This window comes from Streptomyces sp. NBC_00637 (assembly GCF_045161545.1).
Classification (GTDB): domain Bacteria; phylum Actinomycetota; class Actinomycetes; order Streptomycetales; family Streptomycetaceae; genus Streptomyces.
This window is the reverse complement of record NZ_CP109046.1, coordinates 5,206,359-5,221,571: the sequence shown is the minus strand read 5'-3', so window position 1 is coordinate 5,221,571 and position 15,213 is coordinate 5,206,359. Positions and strand designations below refer to the sequence as shown.

General features: G+C 73.0%; 11 protein-coding genes. 2 read left to right on the top strand and 9 right to left on the bottom strand.

The genetic code is table 11. The annotated features are described in order from the left end of the window. The first annotated feature begins 367 nt into the window (after positions 1-367). Complete coding sequence (locus OG440_RS22860; RefSeq protein ID WP_406011428.1) at positions 368-2,758, top strand: lamin tail domain-containing protein; 2,391 nt, start codon at positions 368-370, stop codon at positions 2,756-2,758. A 33-nt stretch (positions 2,759-2,791) separates the two neighbouring features. Here the strand turns inward: OG440_RS22860 and OG440_RS22855 are convergent, their stop codons facing one another. The 8 genes from OG440_RS22855 to OG440_RS22820 all read right to left on the bottom strand — a co-directional run bounded on the left by OG440_RS22855 (position 2,792) and on the right by OG440_RS22820 (position 13,103). After that, positions 2,792-4,012, bottom strand: coding sequence for an SUKH-4 family immunity protein (locus OG440_RS22855; protein WP_406008648.1), 1,221 nt, complete (start codon positions 4,010-4,012; stop codon positions 2,792-2,794). A 180-nt stretch (positions 4,013-4,192) separates the two neighbouring features. Beyond that, complete coding sequence (locus tag OG440_RS22850; protein WP_406008647.1) at positions 4,193-4,405, bottom strand: hypothetical protein; 213 nt, start codon at positions 4,403-4,405, stop codon at positions 4,193-4,195. Then, positions 4,402-6,711, bottom strand: coding sequence for a xanthine dehydrogenase family protein molybdopterin-binding subunit (locus OG440_RS22845; RefSeq protein ID WP_406008646.1), 2,310 nt, complete (start codon positions 6,709-6,711; stop codon positions 4,402-4,404). The genes OG440_RS22850 and OG440_RS22845 overlap by 4 nt, the downstream gene beginning before the upstream one ends. Then, the gene (locus OG440_RS22840; protein ID WP_406008645.1) at positions 6,708-8,504 is read right to left on the bottom strand and encodes a 2Fe-2S iron-sulfur cluster-binding protein; all 1,797 of its coding nucleotides are present in this window, start codon (positions 8,502-8,504) and stop codon (positions 6,708-6,710) included. Before OG440_RS22840 ends, OG440_RS22845 begins: the two co-directional genes overlap by 4 nt. Then, the gene (locus OG440_RS22835) at positions 8,501-9,394 is read right to left on the bottom strand and encodes an FAD binding domain-containing protein (protein WP_406008644.1); all 894 of its coding nucleotides are present in this window, start codon (positions 9,392-9,394) and stop codon (positions 8,501-8,503) included. The genes OG440_RS22840 and OG440_RS22835 overlap by 4 nt, the downstream gene beginning before the upstream one ends. Positions 9,395-9,631: 237 nt before the next feature. After that, complete coding sequence (locus tag OG440_RS22830; protein WP_406008643.1) at positions 9,632-11,299, bottom strand: beta-N-acetylhexosaminidase; 1,668 nt, start codon at positions 11,297-11,299, stop codon at positions 9,632-9,634. A gap of 889 nt (positions 11,300-12,188) precedes the next feature. Next, positions 12,189-12,488, bottom strand: a complete 300-nt coding sequence (locus OG440_RS22825; RefSeq protein ID WP_078616040.1) for a DUF3039 domain-containing protein — start codon at positions 12,486-12,488, stop codon at positions 12,189-12,191. 42 nt (positions 12,489-12,530) lie between these two features. Beyond that, positions 12,531-13,103 (bottom strand): YqgE/AlgH family protein, encoded by a 573-nt coding sequence (locus OG440_RS22820; RefSeq protein ID WP_057600444.1) that lies wholly within the window; start codon positions 13,101-13,103, stop codon positions 12,531-12,533. Between the two features lie 278 nt (positions 13,104-13,381). Between OG440_RS22820 and murA the strand changes: the two genes are divergently transcribed. Further along, positions 13,382-14,728 carry a UDP-N-acetylglucosamine 1-carboxyvinyltransferase gene (murA, locus tag OG440_RS22815; RefSeq protein ID WP_406008642.1) on the top strand — a complete coding sequence of 449 codons (1,347 nt, stop codon included), beginning with the start codon at positions 13,382-13,384 and terminating at the stop codon, positions 14,726-14,728. Positions 14,729-14,903: 175 nt separating this feature from the next. Here murA and OG440_RS22810 read toward each other — a convergent pair whose 3' ends face one another. Beyond that, entirely contained in the window at positions 14,904-15,185 is a 282-nt protein-coding gene (locus OG440_RS22810) for an HU family DNA-binding protein (RefSeq protein ID WP_004000874.1), read from the bottom strand. Between the last annotated feature and the right edge of the window lie 28 nt (positions 15,186-15,213).

Sequence of the window (15,213 nt, the reverse complement as noted above, 5' to 3'; positions counted from 1 at the left end):
CCTGTGAGCCATCGGGTCCGGGCCGGTGAGGCGACCCGGCGCCGGGCGAGAAAAGCGACATCGCGTGGGTCCGGATGCGTCGGCGTCGGCGTCGGCGTCGGCGTCGGCGTCGGCGTCGGCGTCGGCGTCGGGCGGGGGCCTCCCCGTTTCTCGGTGGCACACGCTCCCTGGTGGCACAACACCCTTCCGTTCCCGCGATTTAACCTACGACCCCTTAACAACGCCCTCTCTACGCGCGTAACTTGAGCCGACTCCCCCACACCGCCATCGGCCGTACACGACGACGTACGAGGAGACCTCCAGCGTGTCCAGACCCGTAAGACCCGTAGGGAACAGCCCCCGCCGTGCCGCCTACGCGCTCATTTCCGTGGGGGTGGCGAGCGCGTTCGCCATCACCTCGCTGCCCGCCGCCTACGCGACGCCGTCCGCCACCGCGGTCATCTCCGAGGTGTACGGCGGTGGCGGGAACTCGGGGGCGGCCCTGACACGGGACTTCGTCGAGCTGGGCAACGCGGGTTCGGCCGTCTATGACCTGGCCGGGTACAGCGTGCAGTACCTGCCGGGTACGCCGTCGGCGTCCTCGCTGTGGCAGGTGACGGCGCTGAGCGGGGCCGTCGCGCCCGGCGGGCGTTTCCTCGTCGCCGAGGCCGCCGGGACCGGCGGCAGCACCCCGCTGCCCACCGCCGACGCCACCGGGTCCGTCGCCATGAGCGCCACCAGCGGCACCATCGCACTGGTCTCCGGCACCACCGCCCTGACGTGCAAGACCGCCGCCGACTGCGCCGCCGACGGCCGGATCGTGGACCTGGTCGGCTACGGCAGCGCCCTCGTGCGCGAGGGCGGCGGGCCCGCCACCGGAGCCTCCAACACCGCCGCCGTCGCGCGGGGTGCCGCCCTGGGCGACACCGACGACAACGCCGCCGACCTCACGGCCGGCACCCCCTCGCCGGTGAACTCCGCTGGTCAGACGCCCGGTTCGGGTGGCGGTGACGGAGACGGAGGGGACGGCGACGGCGATCCGACCACGCCCGGTACCGTCCGCGTCCACGACATCCAGGGCACCACCCGGCTCTCCCCGCTCGCCGGACAGACCGTCAGCCGGGTGCCGGGCGTCGTCACCGGGGTGCGGACCTCCGGGTCCAAGGGCTACTGGATCCAGGATCCGGCGGCGGACACCGACTCCCGCACCAGCGAGGGCGTGTTCGTGTACACCGGGTCCGCCGCGCCCACCGTCGCCGTCGGTGACTCCGTGCTGGTCGGCGGCAAGGTCAGCGAGTACTACCCGAGCAGCACCAGCCAGTCGGTCACCGAGCTCACCGCGCCCACCACGACGGTGCTGTCCAGCGGCAACGCGCTGCCCGCCGCCGTCGCCCTGAACGCGACCGCCGTGCCCGCCGCGTACATCCCCACCGCCGGTGGTGGCAGCATCGAGTCGCTCGCCCTCGAACCGGCCGTGTACGCGCAGGACTTCTACGAGTCGACGGAGGGCATGCGGGTCGCGTTCTCCGACGCCCGTGTCGTCGGCGCGAGCGACGCGTACGGCGAGCTGTGGGTGACCGTCAAGCCGGACGAGAACGCCACGACCCGCGGCGGCACGCTGTACTCCTCCTACGACCAGCCGAACACCGGCCGGCTGGAGGTCATGTCGCTCGACACCACGGCCTCCTTCCCCTCCGCCGACGTCGGCGACGAACTGTCGGGCACCACCACCGGCCCGCTCGACTACTCCACCTACGGCGGCTACAACGTCCAGGCCACCCAGCTCGGCACCCTGGTCGACAACGGGCTGCGGCAGGAGGTGACCCGGCGGCAGAAGGGCGACGAGCTCGCGGTCGCCACGTACAACGTGGAGAACCTGGACGCGCTGGACGCCCAGGAGAAGATCGACCGGCTCGCGCGGGGTGTCGCGGTCAACCTCAACTCCCCGGACGTCGTCGCCCTGGAGGAGATCCAGGACGACAACGGCGCCACCAACGACGGCACCGTCACCTCCGAGGCCACCCTGAAGCGGTTCACCGACGCCATCCGCGCCGCCGGCGGCCCCCGCTACCAGTGGCGCTACATCGCCCCGACCGACAACCAGGACGGTGGCGAGCCCGGCGGCAACATCCGTCAGGTCTTCCTCTTCAACCCCGAGCGGGTCTCCTTCACGGACCGGGCCGGCGGTGACGCCGTCAAGGCCACCGGCGTGGTGAAGACCAGGAAGGGCGCGAAGCTCACCGCCTCCCCCGGGCGCATCGACCCGGCCTCCGATGCCTGGGACAGCAGCCGCAAGCCGCTGGTCGGCGAGTTCGTCTTCCACGGTGAGACGGTCTTCGTGATCGCCAACCACTTCACCTCCAAGGGCGGCGACCAGCCCCTGCACGGCCGCTACCAGCCGCCGTCGCGCAGCTCCGAGACGCAGCGCCAGGCGCAGGCGGCCGAGGTGAACTCCTTCGTCAAGTCCCTGCTCGCGGCGGACAAGAACGCCAAGACGGTGGTGCTCGGCGACCTCAACGACTACGAGTTCTCCCGGACCGTCACCACGCTCACCGACGGCAAGGTGCTCACACCGCTGATCACCACCCTGCCGGCCGCCGAGCGGTACACCTACGTGTACGACGGCAACGCGCAGACCCTGGACCACATCCTCACGAGCCCGGCCGTCACGCACTACGACTACGACGTGGTGCACATCAACGCCGAGTTCGCCGACCAGGCCAGCGACCACGACCCGCAGATCGTACGGATCGACGTCGGCCGCTGCCGCAGGAGCTGACCGCGGAGCGGGACGACCGCCGCGGGCGCGGGGCTACGCGTACAGGCCCCCGCCCGCCTCGTCCTCGAAGACGCCGGGCCAGTACCGTCGGCCGTCGTCCGTGGGGACGGCCGCGACCGGGGTCGGGTCGCAGGCGACCGGGTCGACCGCGGCCAGGGTGCGGGACATCGTCTCGGCGAGCTGGTCGTAGGCCTCGGTCAGCTGGTGCACCGCGTCCAGGGCCCGCTCACGGCGTATCAGCCAGAAGGTGAACGCCAGCGTGGAGATGTCGGCGTTGAGCGGGCGCAGGCCGAGGTCCGGCTCGCTCCAGCTCAGCACCGCGCCCGTGGCGCCGTCGACGACCAGGCTGGTGTCCTCCAGGAGGTTGCCCAGACGGATCAGGCGGTCGGCGTTCGCGGGGAGCCGCTCCTCGGTGAGGGCACCGCCGCGGTCGTCCGCGTAGTACTCGGCGAGGGTCTGGAGCGGCATGTCCGTCTCCAGCGAGAACCAGACGACCTCCTCCGGCAGACCCACCTCGCGCAGGAAGCGGCGGGTCGGGGCGTGCGTGAGCGCTCTCGGGCAGTCGACGTCCTCGAAGCGGACGACCTCGCCGGAGCCGAACTCCTCGTCCAGGAGACGGACCGGCAGATCCAGGGCCAGGCCCGACACCGTGCCGGGGCCCGCCACCAGGGCCAGCGGGCGGATCACCGCGGCCAGTTTCCAGAAGGGGCCCGACGCGCCGCCCGTGTCCTCGGCGCCCGCCTCGAAGAGCGCCAGCAGCTGCTGTGACGCCTCCGCCACCGCCTTCGGCCCGAGCCGGCTCGCGTAGCAGGCGAACTGGCCGCGCAGGGCCGCCAGTTCGTCCACCGCCGTCGCGAAGCGCACCAGCTTTTCCAGGGAGGGCGCGAGCGGGCGGGGGTCCATCAGGTCGGGGCGGTCGTGCAGGAAGTACGTGGTGGAGATCTCACCCGTGATGCCGTCGAGCAGGACGGACTCCGTCTCGCGGCCGTCGGCGCCCAGGAGCCCGCCGATCACCAGCCGGTCGCGCAGCTCCGCCGCCAGCCGACCGTCGGGGTCGCCCGTGGAGTCCCCGACCGTGCGCAGGCCGTCCGTGCGCAGCGCGTCGAACGTCAGCAGGCCGCCGTCGCCCGCGGTCGCGGGCAGACCGGGGCCGGTGAGCCAGCGCCGGGTCGGCGCGTGCGTGACGTACGGGTAGAGCTCGTCCTCGGTGAAGATGATCGTCGTCGTGGCCGTGGTGGTCCTGGTCGTGCCCATCGGGTCCCCCGTGCGGAAAGTTGCGTGCGCCGTCCCACTGCTCCGCAGCCTATGCGGCACCACTGACAACGGCCGGGAACGGCGACCGCGCCCAACACACACCCAGCGCACCCGTCACCGGTCCCGCACTGACAGACGTCGGCGCGGCCTCGCGAGTTCCCTCTCGGGCCCGCTCACCTCTCAGGTGAGGTACACGCCGCCGAGCACCACGACCACCGCGGCCACCACGAACAGCAGGATCCAGCCCAGCAGCTTGCCCACGCTCGGCGGAGGTTCGTACCGCTGGGGGTCCGGGCCCCCGCCCGATACCGGGTCGGAGTCCGAGACCCGGACCGAGTCCGGGTCCGGGGGTGTGTCCGCAGGTGTGTCCGGCGTCGGGTGCCGGTCGTTCACCGGTCCGTCACCACGGCCGCCTGGGGCCTTATCGGCAGCCGGTTCACGGGGCGGCCCGTCGCGGCCCGCACGGCGGAGGCGATCGCCGCGGGCGAGGTCACCACCGGGACCGCGCTGGCGGCCTTCGCGCCGAACGGGGCGACCACATCGCGTTCCTCGACCAGCTTGACGATCCGGATGTCCGGGGCGTCCAGGGCCGTGGGCAGCGCGTAGCCGGTGAGGTCCGGGTGGCGGAGCAGACCCCTCGGCGTGCGGAGGTTCTCGGTGAGCGCGATGCCGACGCCCTGGGTCACCCCGGCCTCGATGCGCGCGGTGAGCTGCGCCGGGTTGAGGATCCGGCCGACGTCCTGGGCGACCGCCAGTTCGACGACCCGGACCGAGCCGAGCTCGATGTCGACGTCCACGACCGCGCGGATCGCGCAGAAGGCGAGACCGACGAAGGCGTCGCCCTGGCCGGCGGCGTCCAGCGGTTCGGTCGGGTGCGGGCGGCACTGGGCCGTGGCCCACAGCTCCTTGCCGTGCATCTCCTCCGTGACGGTCGTCGACAGGACGCCGTCGTACGAGGTGATCTTGCCGTCCGTGATCTGGAGCAGTTCCGTGGACATGCCGAACTTGTGCGCCAGCGGCTGGAGCAACTGCGTGCGGACCATCTTCGCCGCGCGCTCCACCGCGCCGCCCGACACCCAGGTGTGGCGGCCGCGGCAGCCGGGGCCGGCGGGCGGCTGGTCGGTGTCGACGGGGGCCACGTGGACCTCGTCCACGCCCAGCGTCTCCTGGACGATCTGGCGGGCCAGCGTCGTGAAGCCCTGGCCCGTCTCCACCGCCGCGCACAGGACCGTCGCGATGCCGTCCTGGACCTTCACGGTCGCCGTGGAGACCTCGTCGGCGCCCTCGGCTCCCAGCATGTGCACCATGCCCAGGCCGTAGCCGACGCCCCGGCGCACCGCGCCCGGTTCGCCCGCGCCCTCGGGGCCGCCGGGCAGCAGCCAGTCCTCCTCGGGCGTGTCCTTGGGGAGTGCCGGGAGGGGGAACTCCTGGACGGCCTGGAGGAGTTCGGCCACGGGTGCCGGGCAGGTCACCGTCTGGCCGGTGGGCAGGACGTCCCCGGTCGCCATGGCGTTGCGCAGCCGCAGGTCGGCCGGGTCGATGCCGAGCTTCTTGGCCAGCTTGTCCATCTGCGCCTCGTAGGCGGCGCAGACCTGCATCGCGCCCTCGCCGCGCACATGGCCGGAGGGCGGGTTGTTCGTGCGGACCGCCCAGCCCTCGATGAAGGCGTTCGGGACGACGTAGGGGCCGCAGGCGAAGGAGACCGCGGCGGCCAGTGCCTCGGCGGAGGTGTCGGCGTAGGCGCCCGCGTCCAGCAGGATCTGCGCCTCGACCTTCACCAGCCGGCCGTCGGCGTCGGCGTGGTGGCGGTAGCGCAGCAGCGTCGGATGTCTGTGGGCGTGGCCGAGGAAGGACTCCTCGCGCGTGGCCGTGAGTTTCACCGGGCAGCCGGTCTTCAGCGCGAGCAGGCCGAGCGGGAGCTGGAAGCCCTGGTCCTCCCGGTCGGCGGTGGCGCCGGGCACCCCGGTGACGACGATCTTCACGCGCTCGGGTTCGAGGGCGTAGCAGGCGGCGGCGGTGTCCCGGTCGGTGTGCGGGTCGGTGGAGGCGAGGTAGAGCTCCACGCCGCCGTCGGGGCGGGGCACGGCGAGGCCGGCCTCGGCGCCGATCGGGGCGGGGTCGGCGCGGCCGATGCGGTACTGGCCCTCGACCACGATCTCGCCGGCCGCGGCGGGGTCGCCGTGATGCAGCGGGATGTGCCGGATCAGGTTGCCGTCGGGGTGCAGCGCCTCCGCCTCGAAGGCCTGCTCGGGGTCGATCACCGGGTCGAGCACCTCGTACTCGACGATGACGGCCGCGGCGGCCATCCGCGCGGTGTCCGGGTGGTCGGCGGCGACGGCCGCGATGGGCTCGCCGTGGTGGCGTACGACGTCGGAGGCGAACACCGGACGGTCGGCCTTGCCGCGGCCGTGCAGCGCGCGGCCGGGGACGTCCTCGTGGGTGACGACGGCCCGGACTCCGGGCATCTCACGCGCGTGTGACGTGTCGATGGACACGATGCGCGCGTGCGGGTGCGGCGAGCGCAGCACGGCCGCCCACAGCAGTCCCTCGGCCCACAGGTCGGCCGCGTACGGGAAGGTGCCCTCCGTCTTGGCGCGCGCGTCGGCGGGCTGCAGGGAGGCGCCGAGGCCGTGCGGGATCGGCTCGGGGGCCGGGGCGGGGTCCACGGGGGTCGTCGTGGTGACCGTCTCGTTGCTCACGCCTGGCCTCCGTCCTGGCCCTGTCCGTATGCCGGGTCATGCGGATGGGGCTGTGCAGGGTTCTCGAACGCCGACGGGTGGACGCCTCCGGCGCCCGGTCCCGCCTGGTGCGGAATACGTGCCTCGTCGCCGTCCGTCTCGGCTTCGGCGGCGGCGACGGCCTCGCGTTCGGCGACGACGTCCTGGACGGCCCGCAGGACGCCCCGGTAGCCGGAGCAGCGGCACAGGTTGCCGCACAGGGCCTGGCGGGCCTCGAGTTCGGTGGGGGCCGGGTTGCCCTCCAGCAGGTCGTGCACGGTCATCGCCATGCCGGGCACGCAGAAGCCGCACTGCACGGCACCGCACTTGGCGAGCGCACGCTGCACGTCCGAGGGACGGCCGTCGACGGCCAGGCCTTCGACGGTGCGGATCTCGCTGCCGGCGGTGGTGACGGCCGGGACCAGGCAGGAGGCGACGAGCCGCCCGTCGACCTGGACGTTGCAGGCTCCGCACTCGCCCTGCGAGCAGCCGTCCTTGGCGCCCGCGAGACCGAGTCGCTCGCGCAGGACGTAGAGCAGCGACTCGCCGATCCAGGCGTCGGTGACGGGCCGGTCGGAGCCGTTGACGCGCAGCACGTAGGCGGCGAGGGGGTGTTCCTCGTGGAACGGCGCCGGGGCGTCGTCCTCGTCCGTCTCCTCGGCGGACCCGTCGGGTTCGGCCGGTCCGGCGGCCTCGGCGGGCCGCGGGGAGGCGGTGCCGGGCGCCGCGTCCGCCTCGGGCTCGTGCGGGGCGTCCGTGCCGGCGGACCGGTCCTCGGGTGCCTCGGCCGGGCCGCGCGCGGTTCCGTGCGGGGCGGCGGGTTCGGCGGGCGGCTCCGCGGGGCCGTGGGCGGCCTCGGCGGGCTCGTGGGCGGCCTCGTGGGCGTGCTCGGCGCTCCCGGGCGCCTCGGCGTCCTCCTCGGCCTCAGCGGCCCGCTGAGCGTCTCGCCCGGCGGTCTCCGGGGGGCCGCTCGGGGCCACCGTGTACGCCTCGGCGGAGATCTCCGGGGCGAACGTCCCGGCCGGATGCCGGTGCTGCCCGGTGTGGTCGGCGGCGGGGTGGTGCCGGCCGGGGTCCACGGCCGCCGGGCCGTGCTCCGGGCCGTGCTCCGGCGCGTGCCCGAATCCGGGCAGGTCGGCCGCCGGCCGCGCGGTCGTGTCGGTGTGCCGCGCCCACGCCTGGTCCTGCACCCCGTGGTCCGGGCCCGCCGGTTCCGTCGCCCAGGGCGCGGACGCGCCGCCGGGCAGGGTGGCCGGGGGCGTGCCGCCCCACTGCTCGACCAGGGACGAAGTGGTGAACTCGCCCGACTCGTCGGGCAGGTCGCCGCCCGCGACGGGGATCGACCACTGGCCCGTCACGTCGTGGCCGGGCGCGGACGGCGGTCCGGCCGACGTCCCGGAGGTGTCCTCGAAGGCCCACTGGCCGGTCGCGCCGGGGTGGTACGTGAACCGGTCGTCGCCCACCGTCTGGGGGGTGTCCTGCGGGACGGGCCAGTCGGAGCCGCCGGCCGGGGCCGCCCAGGCCCCGTCCGTGGGGGGTGCCACCGCTATCTGCGGCGGCACGTACCCGTGGCCGGGCGCGGCGAGCGGGCTGTCGCCGCGGGCGGCCAGGAAGGCGTCGATGCCGCCCTCGGGGAGCTTCACGAAGGCGGTCGCGCCGTCGTCGTAGTCCCCTTGGGGCAGCGGGTCCCAGCGGCCGCCGCCCTGCGGCGCGCCCTGGCCCTGCCCGTCTTCCTGTCCGTGTCCGTGTCCGGGTGCGTGCCGGTCGTCGCTCACGACAGCGCCCTCCCCAGTGCTCGTCGGGCCAGTGCGGCGACGGTGCGCCGCAGGTGCAGTACGGCGGGCGGAAGTTCCGGTACGGAGCCGTCCACGTCCGGCACCGGGTCGGGGATGCAGGCGGCGGCGACGTACTCCCCGAAGGCGGTCAGCGCCTCGGGGACGATGGTGCGGCCGTTGTCCCAGTCGATGAGCCGGGCGACCCACTGCTCGGCCTCCAGCGGCCGCAGCGGCATCGGCGCTATGGCCCCGACGGCGCACCTGACGCCCCGCCGGGCGGGGTCGAGGACCAGCGCCACGGAGGCCACCGCGCGGCCAGGGCCGGTGCGGCCGGTCGCCTTCAGGAAGATCTGCGGGGCGTGCAGCAGCGGCACGCGCACGTACCCGATGAGTTCGCCGCCGCGCAGCATCTCCATGCCGGCCAGCAGGTGCGACACCGGCATCTCACGGCGGGCCCCGCCCGGGCCCGCGATGATCAGGGTCGCCTCCAGGGCGGCCAGCACGGGCAGCGCGTCGCCCGTGGGAGCGGCCGAGGCGATGTTGCCGCCGAGGGTGCCCGCGTTGCGGATCTGCGGCGGGCCCGCGGCGCGCGCGGCCGCGGCGAGCGCCGGGATCAGGGCGGCGAAGTCGGGGCGGCCCATCCGCGCGTGGGTGAGTCCGGCGCCGAGCAGCGCGTGGCCGTCCTGGTACTGCCAGCCGCGGATCTCGCTGATGCGGCCGAGGCCGACCAGCGCGGTGGGCCTGAGCTGCCCCGAGTTGACGGCGGCCATGAGGTCGGTGCCGCCGGCGACGGGCACGGCGGCGGGCATGGCGGCAAGCGCCGCCACGGCTTCGTCCAGCGTCGTGGGCAGCGTGACGGCCTGCCCCGCCTGCGGTGCGTGCGTGGTCAAAACCGGCTACCCCTTCCCGCTGCCCCACCTGGTCCCACCTGTGCTGCCGTACGGTACGTGCTGACAGGGCGGACGTGGCAACTCTGGCACATCTTCGCAACACCCGAACGCGGGGGTCCGCTAGGAGGCATTCGCCCACCTCATCGGGTAGATGGTCCGTTTTCGTACGACATGACCGGCGCACACCGATTGCCACTCTTCGGTGGCTGTGCCGGGGTTTATCCGGGTCGTGCGGTATCACCGTTTCGGCGGCGGGCCGTCGATCGGGCGCCCCAGGACACCCGGCCGCCGCTGCCACGGCCTCGGACCGCCCGGCGGGCGGTAGCCGACACCCAGCGCGTCGAGCCGCTCGTAGTGGGCCCGCATCCGTCGTTCGAAGCCGGCGAAGTCCCGCTCCTCGGGGGCGGGCAGGCCGCTCCAGGCGACCTCGGCGAAGGCGGCGAGCCGGGGGAAGGCCTGGTAGTCCACGCGCGTGTGGTCCTCCATCACCTCGGTCCACAGGTTGGCCTGCGTGCCGAGCACGTGGTCCGCCTCCTCGGGTGTCAGCTCCGAGGGAACGGGTTCGAACCGGTAGACGTCCTCCAGGGTGCGTACGAACCCGATCGGCACGGGCTCGTCCGCGCCGTCGTCCTGCCGGTGGTCCAGGTACACCTGCTGCTCGGGGCACATCACGACGTCGTGCCCGGCCCGCGCGGCGGCGATCCCGCCCGCGTAGCCACGCCAGGACGACACGGTCGCGCCGTCCGCGAGCCCGCCCTCGAGGATCTCGTCCCAGCCGACGAGCCGGCGCCCGCGCGCGGAGAGCCAGGTGTCGAAGTGCCGGATGAACCAGGACTGGAGCTGGTCCTCGTCGGCGAGTCCGAGTTCCCGGATGCGGGCCTGGGCGGCCGGCGAGCGCCGCCATTCGTCCTTGGGGCATTCGTCTCCCCCGACGTGGATGAACTCCGAGGGAAACAGCTCCAGTACCTCCTCGAAGACCCCCTCGTAGAAGCGCAGGGTGTGGTCGGTGGGGGCGAGTACGTGGGGGCTGATCCCCCAGCTGTCCCACACGGAGAGGGCGGTACGGGTGCTACCCCCGTCGCCGGACGCGGAGTTGTCGCCCGACGCGGTGTCGACGTCGGTGTTGCCGAGTTCCGGATACGCGGCGATCGCGGCCTGCGAGTGGCCGGGGACGTCGATTTCGGGGACCACGGTGATATGCCGCTCGGCGGCGTAGGCGACGATCTCCCGGATGTCGTCCCGCGTGTAGTAGCCGCCGTGCGGCTTCTCGTCCCACAGCGGGGATGCCCGGTGACCGAATTTCGTGCGGGCCCGCCAGGAACCGACCTCGGTCAGCCGGGGGTACCGCTCGATCTCGATCCGCCAGCCCTGGTCGTCCGTCAGATGGAGGTGGAAGACGTTGAGTTTGTGCGCCGCCATCAGGTCCAGGTAGCGCAGGACACCGTCCTTGGGCATGAAGTGCCGGGCGACGTCGAGCATGAGGCCGCGCCAGCGGAATCGGGGGCCGTCCTCGATCGTGACGTGCGGCACGGTCCAGACGCGGTTGCGGTCGAGCGGGGCCTTGCGGTACGCGTCCGGGCCGAGGAGTTGCCGCAGGGTCTGGGCGCCGTGGAAGACCCCGGCCGCGCCGCCGCCCTCGACGAGGACCCCGGTCCCGTCGCTGACGAGGCGGTACTCCTCGCAGCCGAGCCCGGGGTCCAGCCGGAGCCCGATGCCGTCGGCGTCGGTGTCGTCGGGCTCCCGCCCCTCGTGCAGCGGCAGGCCGGTCGCCTGCCACAGGACGGCACGCAGCCACCGGCCGACGCCCTCCGTGCCGGTCCCCGCGTGGAGCCGGGAGCGCCCGGTCAGCCGTACCTCGCCGGAGCCCGCGACGACACGGCGCGGCACGGGGATCAGTGAAGTCATGAAGGTCCTTTACCGCTTCGCCCGGCCCGGAGACCGGGCGTCGCTGTACGAGTACGGGGAACACCGGATCCGGGGCCGCCGCCGATGAAGGACTTCGCGAAGAGGAAACCGTTCGCACGGAGACGGGGGAAATCCCGCTCGGGGCCACCGGACCCGGCGGGACGAGCGGGAAAGGGGTCCGCCGCGGAAAGCGCGTACGGCTCGCCCCGTCGAGGTACGCGGCTTCCCTCCGGCGCCTCCGGAAACGCTTTCCCGAACCCTCTCCTCATCCGGATCGCGAAGTCCCGCACGGGAAGGAACAAGAGGCTCGCGAGTGCCTCCCGAGGCACCATCCGGGCCCTCGGGAACATGGTCGGCAGGGTGGTGCGGAAGGGAAGCCGGAATCGGGTCACGGCGGTCCCGGCGGGAAACGCGATCACCGCGGAGGCGACGACTGCGGAGGCGATGGCTGCGGAGGCGATCGCCACCGCGCCCGCCACGACAAGGCCGTCGAGGAAGTGGCGGCCGAATTCCGGCTGCCCGAGGGCGCGCCGGAAGGAATCCGCGGATGTCACGCGCACCCCTCCCACCGCTCGTCGCCCCGCCGGCGCGGCAGCCGCGGACACGGCGGCGCCGCCGCGGACAGGATCAGCCGCAGGGCGCGACCCTCCGAGTCTCGTTGCATCATCCGCAATGACCGTTTCGCTCCGCACAACACGCCGGGGGCCGAGGGTAGGGACCACCTCGACGCGCCGACAAGAGGTCTCCACCACTTCGTGACCACCGGACGCACCCCGTGCAACGACAATCGCGACACGACAGGGCGGGACGCCCTCGGACGGCCGGAGACGCGCAGAGGCCCCCGGGGCGCGTCACAACGCGCCCCGGGGGCCTCGGAAAGTCCCTGCGGCTACTTCTTGTCGCCGCCCTTGCCCTTGTCGTCGCCGCCGCCGGCCATGGACTCGAAGATCTCCTTGCACATGGGGCAGACGGGGTACTTCTTCGGGTCGCGGCCGGGCACCCAGACCTTGCCGCACAGCGCCACGACGGGCGTCCCGTCGAGGGCGCTCGCCATGATCTTGTCCTTCTGGACGTAGTGGGCGTAGCGCTCGTGGTCCCCGTCGCCGTGCGACACCTGCGGCGTCGGCTCTACGAGGGTTCCCGTCCCAGTGCCTCGCTGGGGCTGGGTCTCAGGCTCAAGAGTGCTCATGGCGCCAAGGGTACTGAAGCCGGGTCCCGAAGCTCACACCCGTCAGTTGAGCGAAGCGTCGTCCGGATAGGTCGCCACCATCGCGAGTTCGCTGCGCTGCCGGCGCAGCACCTCGCGCCAGAGCCTCTCGGGGGACGGCGAGGAGACATCGCCGGGTTCGGACTCCACGACGTACCAGGCGCCCTCGCCCAGCTCGTCCTCCAGCTGGCCCGGGCCCCAGCCGGCGTATCCGGCGAAGATCCTGAGGGAGCCGAGGGCCGAGGCCAGGAGTTCCGGCGGGGCCTCCAGGTCGACGAGGCCGATCGCGCCGTGCACCCGGCGCCAGCCGAGCGGGGTGCCGTCGACGGCCGCGCCACCCGGGATGACGGCGATCCCGAGGGCCGAGTCGAGGGAGACCGGGCCTCCCTGGAAGACGACGCCGGGTTCCCCGGTGAGATCCGCCCAGCCCTCCAGGATGTCGCTCACGCCCACCGGTGTGGGCCGGTTGAGGACGACGCCGAGGGAGCCCTCCTCGTCGTGGTCGAGAAGGAGCACCACCGCGCGGTCGAAGTTCGGGTCCGCCAGGGCGGGCGTTGCCACGAGCAGCCGCCCCGTGAGCGAGGACACCTCGGTCATGCCAGACATGATCCCGCATCTTCCCGTGAAGTGGGGAGGCAATGCGGGCACACGGGACGCGCACGGGCGCGGGGCGGGCGCGCGGGGCCGCGGGGCGGGCGGCGGTGACCCCATGTGCCCGGCGGGGAACGGTTCGTGTTGTGACACAGCTATGACGTACCTGGGTGGTCCCTGGGCTTACGGGACAGGGGCGTGCGGCGATTACTCTGTCTCATCTGGCCCTGCCCCCGACACCAACGGCCCTTGCCCCAATCCACCATCCATGGAACGCGAGATACATGACCGTCAACGGCTCTGACGACGTACTGCTTGTCCACGGCGGCACCCCGCTCGAGGGCGAGATCCGTGTCCGCGGTGCGAAGAACCTCGTACCCAAGGCCATGGTCGCCGCCCTGCTGGGCAGTGAGCCGAGTCGGCTGCGCAATGTTCCGGACATCCGTGACGTGCGGGTCGTACGCGGCCTGCTGCAGCTGCACGGTGTGACGGTCCGACCGGGTGAGGAGCCGGGTGAGCTCGTGCTCGACCCGACCTACGTGGAGAGCGCCAACGTCGCCGACATCGACGCCCACGCGGGTTCGAGCCGGATCCCGATCCTGTTCTGCGGCCCGCTCCTGCACCGCCTCGGCCACGCGTTCATCCCGGGCCTGGGCGGCTGCGACATCGGCGGCCGGCCCATCGACTTCCACTTCGACGTGCTGCGCCAGTTCGGCGCGAAGATCGAGAAGCGGGAGGACGGCCAGTACCTGGAGGCCCCGCAGCGGCTGCGCGGCACGAAGATCCGGCTGCCGTACCCGTCCGTCGGCGCGACCGAGCAGGTGCTGCTGACGGCCGTCCTGGCCGAGGGCACCACCGAGCTCTCGAACGCGGCCGTGGAGCCGGAGATCGAGGATCTCATCTGCGTGCTCCAGAAGATGGGCGCCATCATCGCGATGGACACCGACCGCACGATCCGCATCACCGGTGTCGACAAGCTCGGCGGCTACAACCACGCCGCCCTGTCGGACCGGCTGGAGGCCGCCTCCTGGGCGTCCGCGGCACTGGCGACCGAGGGCAACATCTACGTGCGCGGCGCCCAGCAGCGCTCGATGATGACGTTCCTGAACACCTACCGCAAGGTGGGCGGTGCCTTCGAGATCGACGACGAGGGCATCCGCTTCTGGCACCCGGGCGGCCAGCTGAAGTCCATCGCGCTGGAGACGGACGTCCACCCCGGTTTCCAGACCGACTGGCAGCAGCCGCTGGTCGTCGCCCTGACGCAGGCCACGGGCCTGTCGATCATCCACGAGACGGTCTACGAGTCCCGCCTGGGCTTCACCTCCGCGCTCAACCAGATGGGCGCCCACATCCAGCTGTACCGCGAGTGCCTCGGCGGCTCCGACTGCCGCTTCGGGCAGCGCAACTTCCTGCACTCCGCGGTCGTGTCGGGCCCCACGAAGCTCCAGGGCGCCGACCTGGTCATCCCCGACCTGCGCGGCGGCTTCTCGTACCTGATCGCCGCCCTCGCGGCCCAGGGCACCTCCCGGGTCCACGGCATCGACCTCATCAACCGCGGCTACGAGAACTTCATGGAGAAGCTCGTGGAGCTGGGCGCGAAGGTCGAGCTGCCGGGCAAGGCGCTCGGCTAGCACCCCTCGACGCCGGCCGGGAGAACCTGCTCCGGCCGGCGATCGAGTCCCCGCGGACGGGGACGACCACGGGCACGACGACGGCACAACGATGGGGCGGCACCCGGAATCCGGGTGCCGCCCCATCACGTTGCCTACGCCCCGTACACCGTCGGGTGCGGCGTAGACGGCAAGGTCACTTGCCCTTGGCCGCTTCCTTGAGCTTCGAGCCCGCGGAGACCTTGACGCTGTAGCCGGCCGGGATCTGGATCGGGTCGCCGGTCTGCGGGTTGCGGGCGGTGCGAGCGGCACGGTGGGTGCGCTCGAAGGTCAGGAAGCCGGGGATCGTGACCTTCTCGTCGCCCTTGGAGACGATGTCGCCGACGACCTCGGCGAACGCGGCCAGCACTGCGTCGGCGTCCTTGCGGGTCACCTCGGCGCGGTCGGCCAGCGCGGCCACCAGCTCACTGCGGTTCATGTTGTTACTCCCGTGTTCTTCTTGCCGT